Source organism: Bacillus sp. FJAT-47783, from assembly GCF_022808615.1.
In the GTDB taxonomy this organism is placed as follows: Bacteria; Bacillota; Bacilli; order Bacillales; family Aeribacillaceae; genus Bacillus_BZ.
In genome coordinates this window covers 21,057-45,182 of sequence record NZ_JAKZKS010000024.1, presented here as the reverse complement: position 1 = coordinate 45,182, position 24,126 = coordinate 21,057, and the positions used below count along the sequence as shown (strand labels likewise).

The 24,126-nt window shown below is 37.4% G+C and carries 18 protein-coding genes; 14 read left to right on the top strand and 4 right to left on the bottom strand.

Annotated features, from left to right (window positions below; all coding sequences use genetic code 11):
* Nucleotides 1–31 precede the first annotated feature (31 nt).
* Nucleotides 32–2,029, bottom strand: a complete 1,998-nt coding sequence (locus tag MLD65_RS14865; RefSeq protein WP_243292641.1) for a penicillin-binding transpeptidase domain-containing protein — start codon at nt 2,027–2,029, stop codon at nt 32–34.
* 342 nt (nt 2,030–2,371) lie between these two features.
* Nucleotides 2,372–3,247: a DUF6612 family protein gene (locus tag MLD65_RS14860; protein WP_243292640.1), complete on the bottom strand. Its 876-nt coding sequence runs from the start codon at nt 3,245–3,247 to the stop codon at nt 2,372–2,374.
* Nucleotides 3,248–3,498: 251 nt separating this feature from the next.
* Here MLD65_RS14860 and MLD65_RS14855 point away from each other — a divergent pair, with 251 nt between their 5' ends.
* From MLD65_RS14855 to MLD65_RS14825, 7 genes are all read left to right on the top strand, one after another.
* Complete coding sequence (locus tag MLD65_RS14855; RefSeq protein ID WP_243292639.1) at nt 3,499–3,726, top strand: hypothetical protein; 228 nt, start codon at nt 3,499–3,501, stop codon at nt 3,724–3,726.
* A 160-nt stretch (nt 3,727–3,886) separates the two neighbouring features.
* Nucleotides 3,887–4,606 carry a threonine/serine exporter family protein gene (locus MLD65_RS14850; protein ID WP_243292658.1) on the top strand — a complete coding sequence of 240 codons (720 nt, stop codon included), beginning with the start codon at nt 3,887–3,889 and terminating at the stop codon, nt 4,604–4,606.
* A 19-nt stretch (nt 4,607–4,625) separates the two neighbouring features.
* Entirely contained in the window at nt 4,626–5,078 is a 453-nt protein-coding gene (locus tag MLD65_RS14845; protein WP_243292638.1) for a threonine/serine exporter family protein, read from the top strand.
* Between the two features lie 240 nt (nt 5,079–5,318).
* Nucleotides 5,319–6,806, top strand: a complete 1,488-nt coding sequence (locus MLD65_RS14840; protein ID WP_243292637.1) for a TIGR02677 family protein — start codon at nt 5,319–5,321, stop codon at nt 6,804–6,806.
* Between the two features lie 14 nt (nt 6,807–6,820).
* Nucleotides 6,821–7,978, top strand: a complete 1,158-nt coding sequence (locus tag MLD65_RS14835; RefSeq protein WP_243292636.1) for a TIGR02678 family protein — start codon at nt 6,821–6,823, stop codon at nt 7,976–7,978.
* Nucleotides 7,975–12,099, top strand: coding sequence for a TIGR02680 family protein (locus MLD65_RS14830; protein ID WP_243292635.1), 4,125 nt, complete (start codon nt 7,975–7,977; stop codon nt 12,097–12,099). Before MLD65_RS14835 ends, MLD65_RS14830 begins: the two co-directional genes overlap by 4 nt.
* A gap of 27 nt (nt 12,100–12,126) precedes the next feature.
* Nucleotides 12,127–13,431, top strand: a complete 1,305-nt coding sequence (locus MLD65_RS14825) for a TIGR02679 family protein (RefSeq protein ID WP_243292634.1) — start codon at nt 12,127–12,129, stop codon at nt 13,429–13,431.
* 83 nt (nt 13,432–13,514) lie between these two features.
* On the opposite strand, the gene MLD65_RS14820 is transcribed toward MLD65_RS14825, so the two are convergent.
* Nucleotides 13,515–13,964, bottom strand: a complete 450-nt coding sequence (locus MLD65_RS14820) for a universal stress protein (RefSeq protein WP_243292633.1) — start codon at nt 13,962–13,964, stop codon at nt 13,515–13,517.
* A 370-nt stretch (nt 13,965–14,334) separates the two neighbouring features.
* On the opposite strand from MLD65_RS14820, the gene MLD65_RS14815 reads away from it, so the two are divergent.
* Both MLD65_RS14815 and MLD65_RS14810 read left to right on the top strand, forming a co-directional pair.
* Complete coding sequence (locus tag MLD65_RS14815) at nt 14,335–15,171, top strand: uroporphyrinogen-III synthase (RefSeq protein ID WP_243292632.1); 837 nt, start codon at nt 14,335–14,337, stop codon at nt 15,169–15,171.
* Between the two features lie 199 nt (nt 15,172–15,370).
* Entirely contained in the window at nt 15,371–15,835 is a 465-nt protein-coding gene (locus MLD65_RS14810; protein ID WP_243292631.1) for a TspO/MBR family protein, read from the top strand.
* Between the two features lie 117 nt (nt 15,836–15,952).
* On the opposite strand, the gene MLD65_RS14805 is transcribed toward MLD65_RS14810, so the two are convergent.
* The gene (locus MLD65_RS14805) at nt 15,953–16,720 is read right to left on the bottom strand and encodes an EcsC family protein (protein WP_243292657.1); all 768 of its coding nucleotides are present in this window, start codon (nt 16,718–16,720) and stop codon (nt 15,953–15,955) included.
* 307 nt (nt 16,721–17,027) lie between these two features.
* Between MLD65_RS14805 and MLD65_RS14800 the strand changes: the two genes are divergently transcribed.
* The 5 genes from MLD65_RS14800 (at nt 17,028) to MLD65_RS14780 (ending at nt 24,106) form a co-directional block, all read left to right on the top strand.
* On the top strand, nt 17,028–18,002 hold the full coding sequence (locus MLD65_RS14800; protein ID WP_481748539.1) for a thiamine pyrophosphate-dependent dehydrogenase E1 component subunit alpha: 975 nt from the start codon (nt 17,028–17,030) through the stop codon (nt 18,000–18,002).
* A 25-nt stretch (nt 18,003–18,027) separates the two neighbouring features.
* Complete coding sequence (locus MLD65_RS14795) at nt 18,028–19,062, top strand: alpha-ketoacid dehydrogenase subunit beta (protein WP_243292629.1); 1,035 nt, start codon at nt 18,028–18,030, stop codon at nt 19,060–19,062.
* A 29-nt stretch (nt 19,063–19,091) separates the two neighbouring features.
* Nucleotides 19,092–20,339, top strand: coding sequence for a dihydrolipoamide acetyltransferase family protein (locus tag MLD65_RS14790; protein WP_243292628.1), 1,248 nt, complete (start codon nt 19,092–19,094; stop codon nt 20,337–20,339).
* Between the two features lie 164 nt (nt 20,340–20,503).
* Nucleotides 20,504–21,883, top strand: a complete 1,380-nt coding sequence (lpdA, locus tag MLD65_RS14785; RefSeq protein WP_243292627.1) for a dihydrolipoyl dehydrogenase — start codon at nt 20,504–20,506, stop codon at nt 21,881–21,883.
* Nucleotides 21,884–22,237: 354 nt separating this feature from the next.
* Nucleotides 22,238–24,106 (top strand): sigma-54-dependent Fis family transcriptional regulator, encoded by a 1,869-nt coding sequence (locus MLD65_RS14780; RefSeq protein ID WP_243292626.1) that lies wholly within the window; start codon nt 22,238–22,240, stop codon nt 24,104–24,106.
* Nucleotides 24,107–24,126 lie beyond the last annotated feature (20 nt).

The window sequence follows — 24,126 nt, the reverse complement described above, 5'->3', positions numbered from 1 at the left end:
ACACTAGCATTTATTAATCAATTTTAATAGCTCACGGCGTATATTGTTCAAATACTTTTGTCACGAATGGCGTGACAGAATGACTTCCTTCTGGCACATTTTCAATCATCATGGCGATGAGGAGGTTTTTCTTTTCTGCTTCATAAGCGACAAACCAGCCATTTTCTTGCCCGCTTGTTTCGCCCGCTTTTTTCAATTCAGCTGTTCCGGTTTTACCTGCAATCGCCACTTCTGATACATTTGCTTCAGGTGCTGTTCCGTTCGGACTTGTGACAACTTGTCGTAAATGTTGATGGATAAGAGCGGCATTTTTGGGTGAAATCATTTGTTCTGATTTTGCCGGGCCGCCTTCTTTTTGAAGGTATGGGCTGATCATTTTCCCTTCATTTACAAATATCGTATAACTCATAGCAAGGTGAAACGGGCTCATTTGAATTTGGCCTTGTCCGTAGCTAGAGTCGGCAAGAAGAATTTCGTTTTCAGCTAACGAATCGTTCGAAATGCTAGAAGGCGTAATTGGAAATGGAAAATCAAACTTTTCCTTAAACTTTAACTTCTCGAGCCCTTTTTCGAACGTATCGGCACCCATCTCAAGCGCTTTGCGTGCAAAATAAATATTATCAGAGCGAACCAATGCATCCTCAAGGTTTACACGTGAATCGGTTTCAGAGACACGGGTAACGGCATATCCACCCCAACTAGAGTCCTTCTTCCATGTCTTACCGTTTATCACTTCTTCTTTTTGCGGGTCTAACGTTCCGGCTTCTAAACCAATTGCAGCTGTCAACGGTTTGAGTGTAGACCCAGGTGAGAATACTTTATTAAATTTCGCTGAAAATGGCTTATTTTGATCATTTTTTAGTTGTTCCACCTCACCTTCATCAAATCCTAAAATGTAATCATTTGGATTGTAGGCAGGAGTGCTTACCATTGCAAGTGTTTCACCGGTTGTTGGATGGATGGCAACAGCGGTGCCTGACACATCTTTTAGTTGTGTATATAGGTCTTCTTGCACGTTACGATCAATCGTTAAATGAACATCTTTTCCGTCTACTTTTGGCTTACTTGTAATGACCTCACCCGATTGTTTAACAGATAATGTCCATCCTGTTTCACCGTGTAATACATCTTCATAAACTTGTTCAAGTCCTTTTGCTCCGATAAATTCGTAGGAGCTGTATCCTTTTTTCGCATATTCTTTTGCTTCATCCTCATACATTTGCCGGATAAAACCTGTTAAATGAGCCGCTTTTTCACTCAGTGGGTATACGCGCTCAGTTTTTTTCATCGTTTGAACAGAAGGGATATCGGCTAATCCATCATATAGCTTTTCATGAGACGGAACCCCTTTTAAAGGTACAAATTGTTCAGGATTATTTTTTACCCATCCTTGTTCTAGTTCCTTTTTAATTGCTTCCGAACTCATTTTCATCGTTTTACTTAGCTGTTGAATAATTTCTTCTTTTTGGTCACCCATTTTAGCAGGTACAACACCAATCCATGTTACTTGCTCATTGACAGCAAGCCCTTGGCCATTTCGGTCAAAAATTTGCCCCCGAATAGGTGCGATGTGACTTAACTTTACTGAGTCTCCATCTTTTAATTGTTTAAATATAAAAGAAGAATTCCATTGAACACCCCATCTTTCGTTGTCACCTTCTTCTTCTAATTGGAGGACAGCTTCATGATCAAACGATACCGGTCCTGCAACTGTATCCATCGAAACAGAGAATGGAAGCTTTACTTCGTTTTCTTCATTTGGTTTTACTTCCTCCTCAGGCTTATGAAATTCCACTTTTAAGTTTTGAACTTGAATATCTTCATAAATCGAAGAATAGCGGTTTACAAATTCTTTTTTTGAAATTTTCTCTTTCACTTCTGATGATAAGCTATCATACATTTTATCGAATTTTTGATTGTTCCACTCTGTTATAAACGTATGAAACGCATCTTCTGGATTCGGTTTTTCTGAACAACCAGATAGCAATAAGAAAAAAGTAAAAAATAGTATAGATATCCCTTTTCTCATCTATTTCGTTTCCCCCTTATGTAATAATTGTATCTGTTATCTATTTTAGGATAGTTCTACCTTTATTGGGAAGGATAATTATTGGGAAATGATAGAAATGGATAGGGATCGTGAAGTAAGAAATGCAAAAGCGCCTTGATCAGCCTCAGACAAAAATGTTCATGTTGACGAAAAGGTGCTTTTTGCTTTTATGGCGTTACGTTTTTGCCTCGAGGGGGTGATAGGTGGCTTTCGCTGGACATGAACAATTCCGTTCATTGCATTTTAACGCTTTAATTTTGAAACAATAAAAAAGGTGCTAACGATAATGTCAGCACCTAAAAAATGAATCCACATCTATGTTTATAAACCAGCTTCTTCAAGTTGAATTTCCTCAGCGTTGTTTTTCACATCTTCAGGGATGGAAAGGTCATTTAATTCATTGTATTTTCCAAATGTAGCATCCATGGATTGAATTAATGTAACGGTATTTCCATTTTCCTCAATACTCATTGTAAGATCCATCTTTAATTTTTCTGGGTAAAACGTTTCTTTATTTATAGTGTATTTATACGTAATGTCCTCAAAAGTAATTTGATCTATTGATTGTTTAATTGCTTCTGCTTGATCACTGCTTATATTTTGTAGGGCAATTTCTTTTGCAAATTTCTTCATTTCTTCGCCTTTACCTGTAAAATTAAGTTCGTACGTTTTGTCATGTTCCGTTAAGGTTAAATTGTCTGTGAATTGTTTCATTTGCTCAATTTGCTGACCAGGATTCATACTTTGCTGATTTTGAGCCATTTCCAATGTTCCGCCGGCTGTGTTTTCCATTTTCACCCAAGTGTCATTTTCAGGTGAATACATGAAGATTTCGTCTTTTGTCATGTACATCTCCATGTTACCAAGTTGTTCATCACCTGACATTTCTATTTTTTGATAAGCTAATATCGGATCCATCGTCATTTGTGAGAAAATTTTCGATTTCATATCCATTGCTTCGCCATTTGCTTCCATTGTCATATCCATATTCGCGTTCATTTCGAAATTCTTAATGTCTGATGAAGCTTCACTTGCTTTTGTTAATACTTGCTCAGCATTTAGCTTTTCTTCCTTTTTTGGAGTTTCGCTTTGTTCATTAGATTGATCCTCAGTTTTTCCAGTATTCTCAGCCCCACAGCCGCTTAATAGAAGGCCAATTGACACGATGCCAGCAATTACTATTTTTTTGCTAAACACTTGAATTCCTCCATTCTTTAATTAAACACTTGTAATATATTAACATCTTAAGAAAAAATTAAAAAGGAAACAATATCCTATATTTATATTGTTATTTATTCGTTTTTAGGTCAAAAGAACTAAGTGAAAATTCTGTGTAATTGGGATTTAAGTATACGATAAGGTTTGATGATTTTGAAAATTTTGTTATATTGTAAGATGTAATACCTTTAAATGGAAAGGAGGATGCTTCTGTGAAGGAGGATCTACGGTTGAACGCCCGAAAAAAAGAAATGGTGAAAACTTCTCTTTTAATACTAATGATTTTGTCCATTATTGGCTCGTTTGTTCTATTCTTTTTGCAATATTATAAGGTTGCCTTCGGGTTAGCAGGTATTTTTATGTTTCTTGCCACATTTCTCGGTCAATGGTCTATGCATAAAAACCATGATTACGTATACCGAAATCTATACAAGGGTAATAAAGATCGATACCGATAGTTCAGAAAAGAGTCTTTGATTTTCAAGGCTCTTTTCTTTTGTAAATAATGCGTAATCCAGTAAAGAAAAAAAGGAGAGATATGATTTTGTCGATTTCTTGTTATAATAAAAAAACAAAATGATGTAACGGAGGGTATCAGTGCAAAATACAAAATTAATTATGGAAGTTTGCTTACTAGCAGGTGCCATTATGTCAAAAAATGGTGCCGAAACATATCGTGTGGAAGATACGATGAAGCGTATCGCTCATTCATTTGGTGTGACGAAGTGTGAAAGTTTTGTTATGCCAACGGGTATTATTTTTTCCATTAATGATGTTGAAAAGACGAAGCTCATTCGTATTCCAGAGCGGACGACTGATTTACATAAAGTTGTATTAGTGAATGGAATTTCACGAAAAATTAGTAATGGAGAGCTTACAGTCCAAGAAGCATACAATCAATTAAAACGAGTCGAAATAGAAAAGAATGAGTTTTCGACTTTTTTACAAATAGTTGCTGCATCTGTAGCAAGCGGTTGCTTTTTAATCATGTTTCAAGGAGAGTGGTCCGATTTTATACCTGCTATGATAGCAGGAGGCTTCGGTTTTATCACGCTTTTGTATATGCAGCAATTAGTAAAAATTAAATTTTTCGCAGAATTTATTGCATCGTTTATCATTGGTATTACCGCATATATACTTGTGATGTGGGGAGTTGGGACAAATTTGGATTTAATTATTATTGGGTCAGTCATGCCGCTTGTTCCGGGATTGCTCATTACGAATGCAGTGAGAGATTTAATGGCAGGCCATTTAGTATCGGGGCTGTCGAAGGGGGCAGAAGCGTTTTTAACAGCGTTTGCCATCGGAGCAGGAATTGCCGCTGTACTGTCATTCTAAATAGAAATGAGGGATATTCATGATTGAGCAAGTAGTGACTGCTTTTATCGCGACGGCTGGTTTTGGCATCATCTTTAATGTCCCAAAAAGGACACTTCTTCAGTGTGGATTTGCGGGGGCCATCGGATGGATTACCTTTTTTTTACTTGTTCGATTTCACTTTGACCAAGTATTTGCGACATTTATTGCTTCATTAATTGTTGCTTTTATTAGTCATATTTTTGCAAAAATGTATAAAACACCGATGATCATTTATTCAGTTGCCGGAATTATTCCACTTGTCCCTGGTGGACTAGCCTATCGAGCAATGCGCCAAATCGTCCTCCAAGATTATACGAAGGCCATTGAATTTGCTTCCGCTGCCTTTATGATTTCTGGTGCCATTGCAATGGGACTTGTCTTTTCCGAAGTGTTGAATCAAATGTTTGTAAAAAAGAAAAGAGACATGTCATTTAAAAAAGCGAATTCGTAATATAAAGTGCTGAACTTGAATTTAGGTAAAAAATTTGAGTTCAGTACTTCTTTATATGGCGAATACCTTCCTCTTTACGCTGCTAGAAGTTTTAAATATTACCATTATCTTCATAAAAACCTCACTTTATATGATTAATCCCTATGTTACTTTATAATAAGGGTGTATTTGTAAATATTTTTGGTTCTATAGAGTTTTAACTTCTTTATTGATATAAAAAAATAAAGGAAGTGGTGAAAAATGGATCATATTGTTTTAAAACCAATTGTTGAAGCAACGTATTTGACAACTGAAAATGCGTGGAGATACCGAGCAATTTTACGCTATTTTTATGAGCAACATGAGCGAATGCGCCACTATTTATTTCCAGAGGATGTATTTGCTTATTTAAAAGAACATGAACCATTTAAAGAATATACGATGGAAATGCTTACTTCTGATTTAGAACAACTCGTTAAATGGAAGAACTTGATCGCTCGGCAAGAAACAGGGAAAGTTCGTACGATCGAAGAGTTTAAGAAAAAGCGATTTCGCTATCAATGTAGTCCATATACGGTCGAAATGGAACGGATGGTGAAATCTCTCGAAAAAATTGGAGACTCATTCGGAGGATCACTGGAGAAAACATTATTTGATCGACTCTACGAATCATTGAAAAAAGCCTTTGATGCTTATAAAAAAGATGAAATGAAATCATTTAGTAATGAACAATGCTATCGATTGTGGGAGGACATTTTTGATTATTTTAAAAAGCTTATTCAAAACTCAGCTGACTACATTGCTTACTTAAATAGTGAGAATATTGAAGAAAGGATGATGACAGAAGCCTTTCTCTCCTATAAGGATGCACTAACGGAATATTTACGAGATTTTATTATTTCGTTGCAAAAAACATCTTTACAAATTGAATTGCTCTTAGATGATTTGAAACAAGCTACTGTTTCACAAATGATTAAACGAATTGTCGATTATAAACAAAAGATACCAAGGCTTGAACAAGTTGCTCAATCACGTGAAGAACTAGAACAAGAGTTGATGGAAAGTTGGGCGAGTTTAAAAGAATGGTTCCTTGGACGTGATGGTGATGAAAGCGAGCTTGCAAGACTAGAAATTAAAACAAATGAAACGATACGGCGCATGACTCGATTTGCCCAGCGATTAGGAGAGAGACATCATCATTTTAGGAGTCGGAAAAAAGACTACTTACACCTTGCGGAATGGTTCGCACGAATGAATGATATGAATGAAGCACATCAACTATCAGCCACCGTTTTTGGTGTATTTCACACGAGGCATCTATATGCGGACGTAAAATCAACAGAAAATATATATCGCGATATTTGGGATGAAACACCAACGTTTATCACGATAAAACCAAGAGTCCGTCAATTTCGAGAGAAAACAAAACCGACTGCCATTATCGACCATCAGCTAGAAAAAGAAATGATGTTAAATGAATATTTACATGCGAAAGAAAAAGAGCTAGAAATGATCCAGCAATACATGAATGAAAACAAAATTGTGTTTCAACAGTTGCCGGAAATTAATGTGGCTGTAAGAAAAATGTTACTTTCGTGGCTTGGGAAAGCACTTGCAACCAAAGAGGCGACAGCCAAAATTGAAACAGGAAAAAAAGTTAAAGTTATCAAAAAAGATGACACGATAATTACGGTTCAATGTGAAGATGGTGAATTAACAATGCCAAATTACGAAATAATCTTTTTATAATCGTGGAGGATGAAATGGAAAAAGTAGGTTTTGATGAAAAAGCGAAGGAAGCGTTAGAAATATTATTTGAACATTTTTGGATTTTACGAGATGAACATTATGAATGGTATCAAATGATTCGGGAACGAGAGCATATTTTACGCCGCTACATTTCGGATAAGTTTGGTTATCGACTCATTGTCCACCGTCACTTTATTAAACTCGAAAAAATACCGGTCGAACCAGAAAGCTGGATGGGCATCCAAAGCTTTAAAACTCCGATGGACTATGCTTTGTTTTGTTGTTTATTAGCTTTTTTAGAAAATAAATCAGTCGATGAACAATTTTTATTATCGGATCTTTGCGAAGAATTACAAGGGATGTACCCAAGTCATATGACTCTTGATTGGACGAATTATGAGCATCGTAAGTCATTAATTCGTGTCATGCAGGTAGCAAAAGAATTTCGGATTGTAAAAGTAGTCGATGGAGAAATACTAGACTTTCAAATGAACAATGAGGAAGAGGTTTTATATGAAGTTCCGATCGTTTCTCGCTATTTTATGAGATCCTATCCGAAAGACCTATTTCAATTTCAAACGATGAGTGAAATTCTTGAACAAGAATGGCAATCATCGCAAACAGAGATGAGACGACACCGCATTTATCGAAAGTTATTTCTATCACCCGTTACGTTTAGAACGTCAACAGATGATCCGGACTTTTATTATTTGCGGAATTATCGAAATCGAATTCGAGAAGATATTGAAAAGCATACCGACTATCAATTTGAACTATTTAAAAATGCCGCCCTACTCACATTACAAGAAAAACGTTCACGCTTTTTATTATTTCCCGATCAAAAAGCAGTCATGGACATTGTCCTTCAGTTTGCCAACATTGTAAGGGAGCAAATAGATCAATATGAAGTCAATGAATTAGGGGCAATTCGCATGACACAAGTAGAATTTGAGCAAATCATTGATGAATGTATCGCAAAATATCGACACGGATGGAGCAAAGCGTATCGAGAAGCATCAATGAAACAACTGGCAAAAGAATTATTAGACGTGATGAACGAATGGAAGATGGCCTATCGAGAGGCGGAGACTAACATGATGATTATTACATCGCTGTTAGGAAGAACCGTCGGAGAATATCCACAAGATTTCATGAGGAGTGAACACGTATGAATGGTGTGAATAAATGGAAAATGAATCGAGCAGGCCTCGTCAACTTTTGGTATTACGCTGATGAAACGTTCCAGTTTGGGGATGGGAAACTTTTATTAAGAGGAAGTAATGGATCAGGCAAATCGGTTACGATGCAAAGCTTTCTCCCTGTATTATTAGATGGGAAGAAAAGCCCGGATCGACTTGATCCGTTCGGTTCAAAAGCACGGAAAATGGAAGATTACTTGCTAGGTGAAAAAGAAATAACAGGGAGAGATGAACGGACTGGTTATTTATTTTTAGAATATAAACGAAAAGAAACGGATCAATATGTCACAACAGGAATCGGTCTCCGTGCAAAAAGACATAAAAACATGGATTTTTGGGGATTTGTCATTACGGACAATCGCCGTGTTGGACACGACTTATTTTTGTATAAAGAAGAACGAGTAGGGGCGAATACAGAAAAAATTCCGTTAACGAAAAAAGAGCTTGAAACAAAGATAGGCGACGGTGGCCGCATTGTCTCCACCCAAAAGGAATACATGGAGCTTGTCAATAAATATATTTTCGGATTTGAAACGTTAGAAGCTTATGATGAGTTAATTAAACTTCTTATTCAATTGCGTAGTCCAAAGCTATCAAAAGACTTTAAACCAACGGTTATTTATGGAATCTTAGAGAACTCTTTACCAGAATTATCCGATGATGAACTAAGACCTCTTTCAGATACGATTGAAAATATGGATCAAACGAAGCAACAGCTTGAGCAGTTAGAACGTGATGAGCAAGCGCTTGATCGCTTATGTAGTCAATATGATATGTATAATGAGTACATGTTAGGAGAAAAAGCGGCAGAGTACGTAAAAGCTCATAAAGCTTTAGAAACGAAAAAAGCAGAAGAAATAACGCTAAAAGAAAATATAAAAGACTACCAACAAAAACTTCATGACTGTTTAAAAGAAGAAAAAAAGTTAAAGCAAGAAAAAGAGGTTCATATCGAATCAAAAAGGCAACTAGAAAAGCATGAAGTGTTTGATATGGAACAAGAAAAAAGGGATACGGAAAAGAAATTAGCAGATCGAAGTGATGATGCCAGAAAGAAAGAATTGGCGATTGAAGGAAAAGAGCAAAAAGAACGGCAGCTAAAAGAATCGATTCGTCAACAAAAGGATGAGCAGTATGAGCATGAACGAAAAATAAATGATTTATTAGAGGAAATGGAAACGGATAGCGGTGATGCTTCTTTTGCAAGTCATGCAATCAATGCAGAAGATTTTAAGCGTCATCTTGAAAGAGATTTTGATTTTTCTGTCTGGAAAAAAGAAGCGGAAATCTACGAAATTCATTTGAAAGACATTGTTTCTAAGTGGGAAGAATTTAACCGTGAGAAGCAACGTTTTGAAGATGCCAATCGTGATTTAGGTGAAGCTCAAAAACGACTTGATCAAACACGAGATGATGAAAGAAAATGGGCTTCTTATGTAGAGGAAGAGAAAAATACATTGCAAGAGGCGATCATTCATTGGTTAAAACAATATGACTTTTTTGACATGGATGAAGATGTTCTTCAACAAACGGCACATCGTATTCAAGATTTATATGAATCCTACTCGTACGAAGAAATGAGAAGACCTTTTCTAGAAAAATATGAAAATTTAAAAGAAGCATATGAAAGCAAAAAACGAGACCGAGCTCATCAACTTAAATTGTTAGATATAGAGATCGAGGATAAAAAGCGTGAACTAGAATCGTGGAAACAATTAAAAGATCCTGAGCCTGAAAGACATGCGGAAACGAATGAGGCAAGAAAGGAATTAGTAGCGAAAGGAATTGCTTTTATTCCTCTATATAGGGCTGTTGAATTCCGAGATTCAGTAACGGAAGAAGAGAGGGAAAGACTGGAATCTGCGCTTCAAGCTGCTGGAATACTAGATTCTTTAATTGTGTCTAAACAAGATGAACATCTTATACCGAAATGTGACAAAATCTTAAAAGCAAACCCATTAGAGAAAACCGATCAAACTTTAGCCAATTGGCTTATCCCTGACTTGCCAGAAGGTTCACCAATTATGAAGGATGATATTCAAAAAGTATTAGCAAGTATTTGTGTGAACGTTGAATCAACGGAAGGAAAAGTTAGTATTTATTCTGACGGACGCTTCGAAATTGGTCTATTGCAAGGCCACGCGCCAAAAACAGAAGTTCAGTATATCGGAAGTCAAGCACGGGAACGTTTTCGAAAAGAAAAGATTCGGCACATTGAACAGATGATAAAACAATTGCAAGAAAAAAGAGCTGAAATTGACCAAGTATACAACGAGTGTAACCAGTTTTTAGAGAAGCTTGAGCAATCGTTTCGCCAATTCCCAAAAGATTCGGATGTTAAAACTGCTTATGACAACCTTCAACATGTTCGTCATCGTTTAAAACATGATGATGAACTCGTGCAAGAAAAAGATGAAAGAGTAAAAGAGTTGTTTAGGGATTGGGAGAAGATCCGATATCAACTAAATGAACTCACAAAAGAAATGAACATTGAATCAACGAAAGATGCATACGTATCGGCTATTTTTTCTATGCAGTCGTATATGAAACAGTTGAATTCGCTTCAAGTAACATTTGCGAAATATGAAAGTAACCGGAAGCACATTTTTTCACAAGAAAGCAATTTAGAAGAAATTACGGAAGATATTGATTCGTTAAAAGGTGAATTAAATGTCATTATCCACTCAATGGAAAAAGAGCAATTTAAGTTAAGTGAACTCAATAAAAGGCTTGAAGAACTTGGTGCAAAAGATATTCGCAGACAAATTCAAGAAGTTACGGAAAAGCTTGATTGGATTGAAGAACGATTGCCTGAACTGCAAAAACTAGCCGTGAAATACGAAAAAGACGGAGAAATTGCGCAAGAACGATATAAGAATGTCATTCAAGAGCTTCACCATGTTGAAAAGCTTCTCAACCTTTCAGAAGAATTGTTCCTCGATGAAGTTCGGCTATATTATGTTGTAGAAGAGGAAAGTGAAATTGACGATTCGCTAGAACTCGCAAGAAAAATCGAGCGGAAATTTCAAGAGCTATTAAAAAAGGAAACACGTTCCTCTGTTCATGAAAAGCTGGCGAAAAGTTTTTATAAAGAACAACAAACGCTTGTAGAATACCGTTTAACAGAAGAATTGCACGAAAAAGACATCAAGGTGGAAGAACGAGAGCCGATTACGGAAGAATTAGCGTACAAGTGGAATGCCATAAAAGAAAAAGCGCGAAGAACCATTTTGTTGATGGAATTTAAAGGGAAAAGAGTGAGTCCTTATTACGTGTTAAAAGCTATTAAACATGATATTTCAACTCAACGAGAAGTGTTAAACGAAACGGATCGAGAACTTTACGAAGAAATAATTTTAAATAGTGTAGGCCGTATTTTACGCGGTCGAATTCATCGCGCCGAACGTTGGGTAAAGAAAATTAATGATTTAATGGAAATGAGAGATACGTCATCTGGATTAACATTTTCGATTCGTTGGCGACCGAAAACGGCCGAGTCTGAAGATGAAATGGATACGAAAGACTTAGTTGATTTATTACGATCCGACCCAAGGTTATTAAAAGAAGAGGATATGAAGCGGGTAACAAACCATTTCCGTTCAAAAATCTCAAGAGCGAAAGAATTATCATTAGCAGAAGGGTATGGAACGACATTACATCAAGTTATTAAAGAAATTTTAGATTATCGCAAATGGTTCCAATTCACACTTTATTATAAAAGGGAGAATGAGAATAAGCGGGAACTAACCAACCATGTCTTTTTCACCTTTAGTGGTGGTGAGAAGGCGATGGCGATGTATATTCCATTGTTTTCAGCGGCATATTCTCGTTATCAAGAGGCGAAGGCTGATGCACCGTACATCATTTCCTTAGATGAAGCGTTTGCTGGAGTCGATGAAAATAATATTCGTGATATGTTCGAATTAGTGGAGCAGCTAGGATTTAATTACATTATGAATTCACAAGCCATCTGGGGAGACTATGATACCGTATCGAATCTATCCATTGCGGAACTAGTTAGACCAAAAAAACGCTCCATATGTAACGGTGATTCGTTATCATTGGAACGGTTTAAAGAAGAAGCTTTTACTTAATGAGTGGAGTGAAGAAGGGATGAAAGTTTGAGCAAGTTGAATGAATTTGTGTCTTATTTAAAAGAGGAGTCAGGTTTTGACCGGCTCCTTCCGAAATTGATTGATCGTTATGTTAGTTTAGGACGAATCGGTGGGAGTGTAAAACTATCCAATTTACACCCAAAAGAAAAAGAAGCCTTTACTTTATTTTTTCGGAAAGACTACACCCATCAGTCATCAGCAACGATTTCTTTTTCCTTATTTGAAAAAGCATTGCAAAAAACGAAATATGCTGAACTAGATTTAAAAGACATTTTAGAAGCATATGCGGGAAAAGAAATCGTTACAAAACAAGAAGAAAATAAACAGTATGAATATGAAAAAATGGAAACATTCCTACGTATTCAAGAGGCATACCCATATGCAGCATCTTGGTTAGATTATATACAGATGAAGGGAAAAGGAACGCGTTTTTTCCATTCTTTGTACGATGAGGACAAGAGGCGTTTCGTTAAAACTTTAGAGAGTGTTTGTCATGCTTTAGGGCAATTGCCAAAAGAATCGCAGTATGAAAGGCTACCCGTATTTGCCCAAAGGATAACAAAAGATCCACATGCTTTTGATCTTGACGGGGAGCAAGGAAAAGCATTCTTACATGCACTTCAATATAAATGGTATGAAGAGGGAATCATTTCTCAAATTACGAATCACTTAACTTCTGAAGAAGCGAATGACCTTTTGCAAAATTTTCATCTATTACGAGATGACATTCTAAATTTTGTCACGTGTATTGGTTTAGTTAGTCAAATAAATCAGGACGAGAGTAGGATGATGAAGGCGGCAAATGACGAAAAAGCGGTCTTAAATTTACCATTACGGGAAGTGTTGAAATTTACATCTTGCAAACCGATGTATGGAAATAGCGTATTTGTTGTAGAAAACTCCGGCGTTTGCTCGACTTTATTAGATCGATGGTCATTTCCAACTCCGCCACCACTTATTTGTACGAACGGACAATTTAAATTAGCTGCACTCCTTTTAATAGATTTACTCGCCAAAGGGAATGTTAACATCTACTACTCTGGTGACTTCGATCCAGAAGGGCTACAAATGGCTCAACGAATTTATTCGCGTGCACCGAAACATGTGAAAATGTGGCGATATAGCATCGAAGACTATGAAAAGTGTATGTCAAACATGGAGCTATCGCTTGAGCGAATGGCAAAATTGAAAATGGTTGATGTAAATGAGTTGCAACCTGTTAAGGGAGCACTTTGGAGTAATCATAGAGCTGGTTATCAGGAAGAGTTGATAGAGGATCTGCTCACCGATATGAAAAAACTTTGCAAGTAGAAAAGGAAAAGAGGCTTTCCCACTTCGCACGGTTTAGCTAAAGCTGTTGGGAAAGCCTCTTTATTATTCTATATTATTCTATATTAATCTATATTTTCATCGGAACGAACAACGAGTACATCACATTTAGCATAACGTGTAACGTGTTCAGAAACACTTCCAATAAACATGCGTTCTACAGCGTTTAATCCTGTCGCACCACAAATAATTAAATCTGCCTCGAATTTTGGAGCCACTTCTTTAGCAATCTTCACTTTTGGTGAACCATGGGACAAGAATGTTTCAATCTTTTCGATTCCAGCAGTTTTTGCCTCTGTTTCATACTTTTCAAGTAATTCTTTTCCTCTAACTTCTACTTCATCGACAATTCCTGGCGCATAAGCCATGACAACCCCGTAACGATCATCTAATACGTGCGTAATAATTAATTTGGCATCATTACGTTTCGTAATTGAAATCGCTTTTTTAAACGCTTTTTCCGCTTCTTTAGATCCATCGACCGCAACAACAATGTTTTCGTATTTAAAACTCATTCTCCCATTCCCCCTATGTACGGATGTATTTTACCCCTTTTATTATAACATATGATAAGAGAGTAAAACGGATCTGTTTATGTCTGTTTTCGAAAATTTATAAAAAAAGCGAATTCGTCAAATGCTGGATGATACTGATATGTTCATAGAAGTTTTTGTGATAAGAAAAGCAACTATAGTGTAACCTTAAAGAACCGATACCATTTTGTCATAATGTTGCATAAGGACAGATGGCCAACGAATATAAAACACAACGATTTGAAAATAAGTGACAAAAGTTTATAAGAGAAATAGAATGAATGTATTTTTCGAAAACTTTAGAAAATACTAGACGGATCGACTTTCCTTTTCTTATCATAGAGGAAAATGGTTGAGAGGAGATGGAGCGTTGCAAGGGTTAGCGAATAAACGAGTGGCATTGACTGGATCAAGAAAATTAGATGAAATTTCAGCGATGATTGAGAAAAAAGGTGGAACGACGATTAAGCGACCGATACAAGAAACCATCAAATGTCCGTTCAGTGAAATGGAACAAGACATTAAACAATTTGTCGAAAACGGATCCGATTGGGTTGTCTTAACTACTGGAGTAGGGACATCGGTATTAATAGAAGCTGCCGAACATTTTCATATAAAACAGCCATTTATTCAGCAGCTGAAACGATCAAAAATTGCGGTAAGAGGCTATAAAACGTTAAATGTGTTGAAAAAACATGGCGTTGAACCGGTAGCTATTGATGATGACGGAACAAATGAAGGCTTACTTCGGGCACTCGAACCTCACTCATTTTTAAACAAACGTATTTTCATTCAATTACACGGTGAACCAGTTCCAAAGTTAACGAATTTTTTTATTAAACAGAAGGCAGAAGTTCAAGAAGTATTGCCCTATAAGACTATCGTTCCAAATCCTGACGTTGTTTTGCAACTAGTTAACGAAGTCATTAGCCGTGAAGTTGATGCTGTTGCTTTTACCGCTTCCCCACAAGTACGAGTTCTTTTTCAAATGGCAGAACAAAAAGGAGTATTAGCCCAACTCATTAATGCTTTTAACAATGATATCGTTGCCTTAGCTGTTGGAAAGGTTACAGGAAGTGAATTATCAGAAAGAGGTATCCAGCGAATTGTCATGCCGGAACATGAACGAATGGGTGCGATGATTGTGGAGTTGGATCGTTATTATAAAACGAGCACCCAAAGTCGATAGTACTTAGCTATCGGCTTTTTTTGGGGGGAGCATAGCTTTCCCGCAAGTTTTGAAAATAATCCGCAAACACATGAAAAAATGGTCAAAGTGGCAAGAAAAAGGAACGTACTTTCCAACATTGAAAAATCTTTTTTTCAACTATTATTTATTTAGCAATAAGGAATAATATAAAAAATGTATTGATGAAAAGAGGTTCAACATGAAGATATCTTCCTTACTTGTCTTTTTCATTGTGTATGCGGGTTCTTTTATCTTTTCTATTTTTTCAAACAAACGTCCATTCTGGTATCGACGACTAAAAAAATCATCTTTAACACCGCCCGGGCATGTAATCGGTATTGTGTGGAGTATTTTGTACTTGTTGATTGCGTTTTCCGTTAGCATGATTCATTACCGTCACGGGTTTTGTGACAAAACGAAACGTTTTTATAGTTTGTTTGGAATAAATTATTTGTTCAATCAAGCATTTGGATTTTTGTTTTTTACATGTAGGTCACGGTTACTTGGAATGTTGGATACAATCGTTGTCGCCATTACATCCATTTGGTTAACGTTTTTGGCAAAGCCACTATCAAAAGTGAGCTCATACCTACTTATCCCATATGCTCTATGGACAACGTTTGCTTCCTATTTGTCTTACAAAGTATATGTTTTGAACCGATAAACACCGAATAGCCCGATCGTTTGATGGGCTATTCGGTCTCTAAAGAATTTGCTTCAAAAGATGACTGCAGATAAAATTCAAAAAGAACCCCACCTACTAAGGTGGGGACTGTACAACCTAATCATATTGCTCTAATTTCTCTAGAATACGCCGTTTTTTATATAACATCTTACCTGCTTCACCGATGTCTTCTACCATTGATTTATTGACGAAGGAACCGAAAATAATACCAGCAATGGGGATCATTTGAAATAACTTTTTCCACCCGAAATTATCTCGATAGTTCATCATTACCTCTTTCCAACCTTGCATTTGGGAGATCGTTTGTTTTTTAAAATTCTCATTTGACGAAGCGAATGAAGAGAGTTCATCTAAAATGGCTTGTTTCCCAACAATATCTGATGAGGCAAACTGTAAACATTTAACGATAAAAATTCTTTCTTGTTTTTCGTTTGGATCGTATCCGTAGCTTATCGCAATTTCTTGAAGGGTTTTAATAGAAATTCCAAGAATAAGTGGGATATCAATGGTTAAGGTGAAAATGCCACCAATTCCTGTTGTAGCCCCTTGCGTCATCGCAATTCGCTTTCTAGATTGGATAATTCCTTCACTCACTTCATCCATTGTTGAAATAGATAATTGAGAAATACGAGAGAAATCAAGATCATTTTCTCCCGTCACTTTAATAAAGCGTTTTACAATTTCATTTTTATTGATTAAATACTTTCCACCCGTTTGAATATAGCTGCCAACTTCATCCAACATTTGTCCAACTTTTTGATGAATCACTTGCGGTGTAAGACGGTCTAATAGTTTAAAGGGGATGCGTCCAATCTTTTCCCAAAACCAAAACCCCTTTTGGTCTTTTTCCCATTTTTGGATCATTTCTAATTGTTGTAATAAAGACTCCTTTGATTCTTCGTTTATCACGTTTTTCCACCTCTTTTAAAATCTTTTATTACTGAAACAAAGACGGTCCATCTTCTAAATATGAAAGCTTCTCGAACGCCTGTCAATATGGAGTGAACAAAATGAGACAAAACGAGACAATTGTCTCGTTTTGTCTCGTTTCATAAAAAGAAAATGGTTTAATTCTCGCTCTTTGGCGAAATTTTAGTTGGTATGATCCTTGCAATTAATAAAAGTGAAGAAAGTAAAAAGGAGGATGAAAAGTTTGAAAGTTACAGAAGGCATGGGAATGTTGTTGGATAAAGATAAGGCTTATTGGATGTACAAAAAGATGTTAGAAATCCGTAAGTTTGAAGATAAGGTACATGAGTTGTTTGCACAAGGGATTTTACCTGGTTTTGTTCATTTGTATGCGGGTGAAGAAGCGGTAGCTGTTGGCGTATGTGCACATCTTGATGATCGTGACACCATTACAAGTACGCATCGTGGTCACGGTCATTGTATTGCAAAAGGCTGTGATTTAAATGGGATGATGGCTGAAATTTACGGTAAGGTGACAGGATTGTGTAAAGGAAAAGGCGGTTCTATGCACATTGCTGATTTAGATAAAGGAATGCTCGGAGCCAATGGAATTGTCGGTGGTGGCTTTCCTCTCGCTTGCGGTGCTGCATTAAAAGCGAAATATAAAAAGACGAATAATGTAAGCGTTTGCTTCTTTGGTGATGGTGCAAACAATCATGGGACATTCCACGAAGGGATTAATTTAGCAGCCATTTGGAAGCTCCCGGCCATTTTTGTTGCAGAAAATAACGGCTATGCAGAAGCTACACCGTTTTCTTATGCCTCTAGTTGTAACACAATTGCTGACCGAGCAGTCAGCTACGGCATTCCAGGTATTCGAGTAGATGGAAAAGATATATTAGCTGTTTATCAAGCAGCCGAAGAAGCAGTCCAAAGAGCACGTCGAGGAGAAGGGCCAACATTGATTGAATGTGTAACATATCGAAATTATGGTCATTTTGAGGGAGACGCTCAGAAGTATAAACCGGAAGAAGAGAAGAAGGAACATAAGTTTGAAAAAGATGCCATTGTTCACTTTAGAAAATATTTATTAAGCAAGCAGTTGTTTGCAGAAAATGAATTAGCCGCATTGGAAGATTCAGTTGAAGAAGCGGTGAAACAAGCCGTGAAATTTAGTGAAGAAAGCCCGTATCCAAGTCCATCTGACCTTTTAACAGATGTATACGTTTCTTATTAATTACTTTTTTAGGAGGTAAAAAAATATGACGAGAACATTAAGTATGTCTAGTGCCATTAATGAAGCGATGAAGATTGCGGTGAGAAAAGATGAAAATGTCATCCTAATGGGAGAAGATGTAGCCGGCGGTGCCCAAGTCGATCATTTGCAGGACGATGAAGCATGGGGAGGTGTCCTAGGTGTTACGAAAGGGCTCGTTCAAGAATTTGGGCGCGACCGAATTTTAGATACTCCAATTGCAGAAGCGGGCTATATAGGAGCAGCGATGACGGCAGCCTCAACTGGTTTACGGCCAATTGCTGAATTGATGTTTAATGATTTTATCGGAAGCTGCCTTGATGAAGTATTAAATCAAGGGGCAAAATTCCGGTACATGTTCGGTGGAAAAGCCGAAGTGCCCGTTACGATTCGAACAATGCACGGAGCAGGTTTTAGAGCAGCCGCCCAGCACTCTCAAAGCTTATATGCATTGTTTACGAGTATCCCGGGACTAAAAGTTGTTGTGCCGTCTACACCTTATGATGCGAAAGGGCTATTGCTTTCAGCTATTGAAGACAATGACCCGGTTATCTTCTTTGAAGATAAGACACTTTACAACATGGAAGGGGATGTTCCTGTAGGGTATTATACGATTCCATTAGGAAAAGCAGACGTAAAGCGAACAGGAACTGACTTAACTGTTGTAGCAATTGGAAAGCAAGTTCACACAGCCTTAACGGCTGCGGATCAACTTGCTGCAAAAGGAATTGAAATTGAAGTTATTGACCCTCGCAGTTTGTCACCACTTGATGAAGATACGATTCTTTCATCTGTTGAAAAAACAAATCGACTCATTATTATTGATGAAGCCAATCCAAGGTGCAGCATCGCCACTGATATCGCAGCACTCGTAGCGGATAAAGGGTTTGATACGCTTGATGCACCGATTAAAAAAATTACAGCACCACATACACCTGTACCATTTTCCCCACCACTTGAAGACCTTTATCTACCAACACCTGAGAAAGTGGTGAAGGTCGTATCGGAATTATTGGGGGATACAACACTTATTAATGTTTAATTTCACAGAAATGAAAGGAGCGAGGAAAATTGGCGGTAGAGGTCGTAATGCCCAAATTAGGTATGGCTATGAAGGAAGGAACCGTCTCGGCTTGGAATAAAAAAGTTGGAGATTCTGTAGAGAAAGGAGAATATATCGCCAGTATCAATTCAGAAAAAATTGAAATGGAAATCGAATCCCCTGCAGAAGGAGTCGTTTTAGATATTATCGTACCTGAGGGACAAGGAGTCCCTCCTGGTACCGTCATCTGTTATATCGGTCAGTCTGGTGAAAAAATTAACGATGTAGAACGAAACTTACAAGCAGCGAAAATAGAAACGGCTGTTACGGTAGCGGAAGAAAAAGAGCCGCAGCAATCATCCATTCAAAAAATTCGTAAGCATAAAGCTAAAATCTCCCCAGTAGCAAGGAAGATGGCAGAAGCAGCAAAGCTTGACATTGACAAGATTCAAGGAACAGGTCCCGGAGGCCGTATTACGAAAGAGGATGTCCAAAAAGTAATGGAAGAATCTGCTCTGAATACACGTGAAAAAATGGATGAAAACGAAACGAAAGATCGTCAAGTCCATAACGATCATCACATACAAAGAATTCCGGTATCTGGTATGAGGAAAGTGATAGCAGAGCGGATGCTGGGGAGCTTACAAACGAGTGCCCAATTAACTTTAACGATGAAGGCCGATGTAACAGATCTTCTTGCTATCCAAAATCAAGTAGGAGAAAGAGCACTAAAACATTATGATGTAAAACTGACTGTTACAGATTTTATTGCTCAAGCAGTTATTCTTTCTCTCAAGCGGCATAAAGAAATGAACAGTGCTTATATAGATGATCAAATACAGGTTTTTGATTCAATTCACCTTGGAATAGCAGTTTCCTTGGAAAAAGGGTTAGTCGTACCTGTTATTCATAATGCTGAAACTGCCTCATTAATCCAATTATCCAAAAAAGCAAAAGATGCTGCTCGTAAGGCACGGCAAGGACAACTTAGTACAGATGAGCTGAAAGGGTCAACGTTTACGATTAGTAACTTAGGAGCTTACGGGATTGAGCATTTTACTCCGATATTGAATCCACCGGAAACTGGAATTCTCGGAATTGGATCTGCCTATGATACACCGATTTATAAAGGGGAGGAATTACAAAGAAGGACGATACTGCCTCTTAATTTGACATTTGATCACCGTGTAGTGGATGGAGCACCTGCTGCCGAATTTTTACGCACCATTAAACAATATTTAGAAGAGCCAATTTTGCTTCTTTTTTCCGGTTCGTAAGCCGAGTAATCCCACAACCTCAAGGAAAGAAAACAGGTGGGGGAATTTGCTCTCAATTTTAAAATAAAAGAAAGTAATTACGACCAATGGTCTAAAGTGACTAACAGTTATGGATGAGAGATTGTACTGAATGAGGTTGAATTTTATAGAAAGAAGGTGGTGTTTTGACAACTATTGCCGTTATTGGAGGTGGACCAGCAGGATATGTGGCAGCCATTACGGCTGCCCACGAGGGACAACACGTTATTCTCATTAACGAAGGTTCATTAGGGGGAACATGCTTAAATGAGGGATGTATGCCAACCAAGTCATTGCTAGAAAGTGCTGAAATCTATGATACGGTCAAAAAAGCCGAACAGTTTGGTGTAAGCCTTTCATCCAACCATGTGGGAATTAATTGGAGTCAAGTTCAGCAACGTAAAAATAATATTGTTCAAACGCTTGTTCATGGGATCGATTATTTAATGAAGAAAAATAAAATTAAAGTAATGAAGGGCAAGGCTTTTTTTCAATCAGATGATCATTTATGCGTAACGAATCATGGCAGAGAGGAAGCCGTTGAAGCTGATCGGTTCATTATTGCTACAGGGTCAGAACCGATTAGCTTGCCATTTGCTCCTTTTGATGGAGAATGGGTTATCCATAGTGGGCATGCCATATCTCTAGGATCGATTCCTTCTTCCATGCTTATTGTAGGGGGAGGTGTCATCGGGTGTGAGTTTGCAAGCATTTTTAGCCGAATGGGAACGAACGTCACTGTTGTTGAAATGGCTGATCAAATTCTCCCTGGTGAAGACAAAGACATGGCCTCTTTACTACAAACAGAATTAGAAAAGGAAGGGGTAACGTTTTATACGTCTACAACTGTGAAAGGATTGGATTATGATCGAAAGAAGGCAATCTTTGAAAATCAAGATGGAATGAATGAACTTAAAGCTGATTATGTTTTAGTGTCAATAGGAAGAAGACCAAAGACGGAAAATTTAGGTTTAGAGAACACCGGAGTTGATTATTCGAAACAAGGGATTGTTGTGAATGAACAAATGCAAACAAGCATTCCTTATATATATGCATGCGGTGATGTAATCGGTGGAATTCAACTTGCACATGTCGCTTTTCATGAAGGAACGGTGGCGGCTTTAAATATTTGTGGTAAAGAGACGAGTGTAAACTATAAAGCCGTTCCTCGTTGCATCTATACATCACCTGAAATTGCAAGCGTCGGATTAACAGAAAAGCAAGCTAGAAACCATTACGGAAATGTTAGAGTCGGAGAATTTCCATTTGCAGCAAACGGCAAAGCTCTTATTGTTAATAAGTCAATTGGAAAAGTAAAAGTAATCATTGAACCTCAATATAATGAAATTGTTGGAATTTCAATTGTAGGCCCCCATGCCACTGAGTTAATCGGACAAGGCACCGTTATGCTACATACAGAAATGACCGTGGATGTAATGAGAGATTTTATTGCCGCTCATCCAACATTATCCGAGGCGATCCATGAAGCAATACTAAGCTCAGTTGGCCATCCTGTACATGTTTAGTAGAGTTACATGATCGTGATTTTCTAAGAGGAACCTGTTCGGGGTCTCCTCTTTTTATCGTATTAGACGAGAAGACCCTCACCTCAAATCTCTAATTAAGTAGGGATAGCTCAATAGGTTGAAAATAAAAAACTCGCTTTATAAGTTCCACATTAAGGACTTTAACATCATATTTTCGGAGATTGATGAAGAAACCATCCATTGAAGGAATCTTTCACTCTGTTGAAAGCGGTTTCTTTATCGACTATAATGATGGAAAAGCCTCGTAGTTTTTCCCCAGTCCTTTATTCTTTCTTTTTAATCACCATGAAATCAACTTCAACGTTCAAAATAATACGAATTTAGGAGGATGGAATGGTCGATACATCCTGTTATTTAACTATGTGGAAGCGCTTTGTAAGTGAAGGAGTGCTTGATGAATCCCGTCTAAATAAAAGAGTTGTGGAATCTTGGTATCGTTGCAAGAAAAAGGATGTAAATCCATACTTAAGTAAAGGAAGAGAAGTTTTATCTGAGAATTTGCTGGCTGTACAAAAGGAAAAGAATTCTTTATTTCTCAATAGCTCATTGCCTCATGTAAATAAAATGGAGGACATGGTTAAAGAATTAGGAATGATTGCCTTATTGATTGATCCGGAAGGGTATGTATTATCCTTGACAGGAAATCAAGGTGTTTTGCAGGATGCAGGGAAAATCAACTTCATTGAAGGGGTTCGATGGACAGAGGGAGAAGTTGGAACGAATGCGATTGGAACTGCGTTACAAATTAAAGAACCCATTATGATAAATGGAACGGAACATTTTTCTATCGCTTCACATGGTTGGAGTTGTTCAGCTGCCCCAATTCACAAAGATGATGGAACGCTTCTCGGTGTGATCGACGTGTCATGCCCGTTGAACCGCACCCATCCTTACATGCTTGGAATGGTCGCTACTATGGCACATGCTATTGAACAAGACTTAAGGGGTGTGGCACGCCAAAACGAATTAGAACTTGCTCAAAAAAGTATGGACTTAATTGAGACAAGCGAACTAGTTATAATTTGTAATAACGAAAAAAAGGTGGTTGCTGCAAGCCAGTTAGTCCGGTTAAAAATACGGAACTGTTTAGGCATGAAGGTTAACGAACTGTTACAATACGGATTTTCAATTCAAAAGGAATCGCCTCTTTATTCAGAGGTTCACAATTGTGTCATTGGTTCATCCTTACGATTGTCAGAAGAAATGGCCAATAACACAAACTACACATATATTCCTTCTGCGACTTCTAGAAATATTTATTTTGAAGGCGAGGTTGGTACGAGTGACTCTTTCCGCCACGTTTTAAATGACATTAAGAGGGTGGCTCCTACTGACGCCACTGTTTACATATTAGGGGAAACCGGAACAGGGAAAGAGCTTGTTGCAAAAGCGATTCATGAAAATAGTTCACGTAAGGACGGTCCGTTCATTGCGATTAATTGCGGAGCGATTCCGCAAGAATTGATGGAGAGTGAGCTGTTTGGATACGTGGAAGGTGCATTCACAGGTGCAAGGCGCCACGGATATAAAGGGAAATTTGAACAAGCAAACAACGGAACACTTTTTCTTGATGAGATTGGTGAAATACCTCCAAACATGCAGATTGCTCTTTTAAGAGTTTTACAAGAACGTAAAGTTATTCCGATTGGAGGGAAAAATGAGATTCCTATAAATGTCCGAGTCATTACGGCTACGCATCGAGACCTCTCTCTCCTAGTCAATGAAGGTACCTTTCGCAAAGATTTATACTATCGTCTTCATGTATACCCTATACACGTTCCGCCATTAAGGGAAAGAAAGGAAGATATTCCTTATTTTGTGCAATATTTTTGCCAAAAACATCAATGGCATATAGAGTGGCCAAATGAATTTTTTAATAGACTTAAAAGCTATGATTGGCCTGGGAACATTCGTGAATTATTCAATGTATTGGAACGGATGAAAATTGTAGCTGCAGATTTAACGGAAGACAATCCAAACTTCTTGCATCTCTTGGACACCTACATTAAAGTAACTCCAACATTCAATGAAAAATTTGAAAAAACAGAGCTACAAGCTCCATCCACAATTCGGGAAAAAATCCAAAAAGATTTAATGATAGAGGCATTGCATAAAACAAAAGGGAATGTTACCTTAGCTGCAAAATTAATAGATATTCCAAGAAGCACATTTTATAAGCGGATGAAGAAATTTAATATATAAGAATTTCTTCTTAAAAAACA

Coding starts and splice junctions, on each gene's coding strand:
- MLD65_RS14800 (WP_481748539.1), top strand. CDS start 17,028: ATGGGAATGTTGTTGGATAAAGATAAGGCTTATTGGATGTACAAAAAG.
- MLD65_RS14840 (WP_243292637.1), top strand. CDS start 5,319: ATGGATCATATTGTTTTAAAACCAATTGTTGAAGCAACGTATTTGACA.
- MLD65_RS14835 (WP_243292636.1), top strand. CDS start 6,821: ATGGAAAAAGTAGGTTTTGATGAAAAAGCGAAGGAAGCGTTAGAAATA.
- MLD65_RS14865 (WP_243292641.1), bottom strand. CDS start 2,029: ATGAGAAAAGGGATATCTATACTATTTTTTACTTTTTTCTTATTGCTA.
- MLD65_RS14850 (WP_243292658.1), top strand. CDS start 3,887: ATGGAAGTTTGCTTACTAGCAGGTGCCATTATGTCAAAAAATGGTGCC.
- MLD65_RS14795 (WP_243292629.1), top strand. CDS start 18,028: ATGACGAGAACATTAAGTATGTCTAGTGCCATTAATGAAGCGATGAAG.
- MLD65_RS14820 (WP_243292633.1), bottom strand. CDS start 13,964: ATGAGTTTTAAATACGAAAACATTGTTGTTGCGGTCGATGGATCTAAA.
- MLD65_RS14780 (WP_243292626.1), top strand. CDS start 22,238: ATGGTCGATACATCCTGTTATTTAACTATGTGGAAGCGCTTTGTAAGT.
- MLD65_RS14805 (WP_243292657.1), bottom strand. CDS start 16,720: ATGATCCAAAAATGGGAAAAAGACCAAAAGGGGTTTTGGTTTTGGGAA.
- MLD65_RS14830 (WP_243292635.1), top strand. CDS start 7,975: ATGAATGGTGTGAATAAATGGAAAATGAATCGAGCAGGCCTCGTCAAC.
- MLD65_RS14845 (WP_243292638.1), top strand. CDS start 4,626: ATGATTGAGCAAGTAGTGACTGCTTTTATCGCGACGGCTGGTTTTGGC.
- MLD65_RS14810 (WP_243292631.1), top strand. CDS start 15,371: ATGAAGATATCTTCCTTACTTGTCTTTTTCATTGTGTATGCGGGTTCT.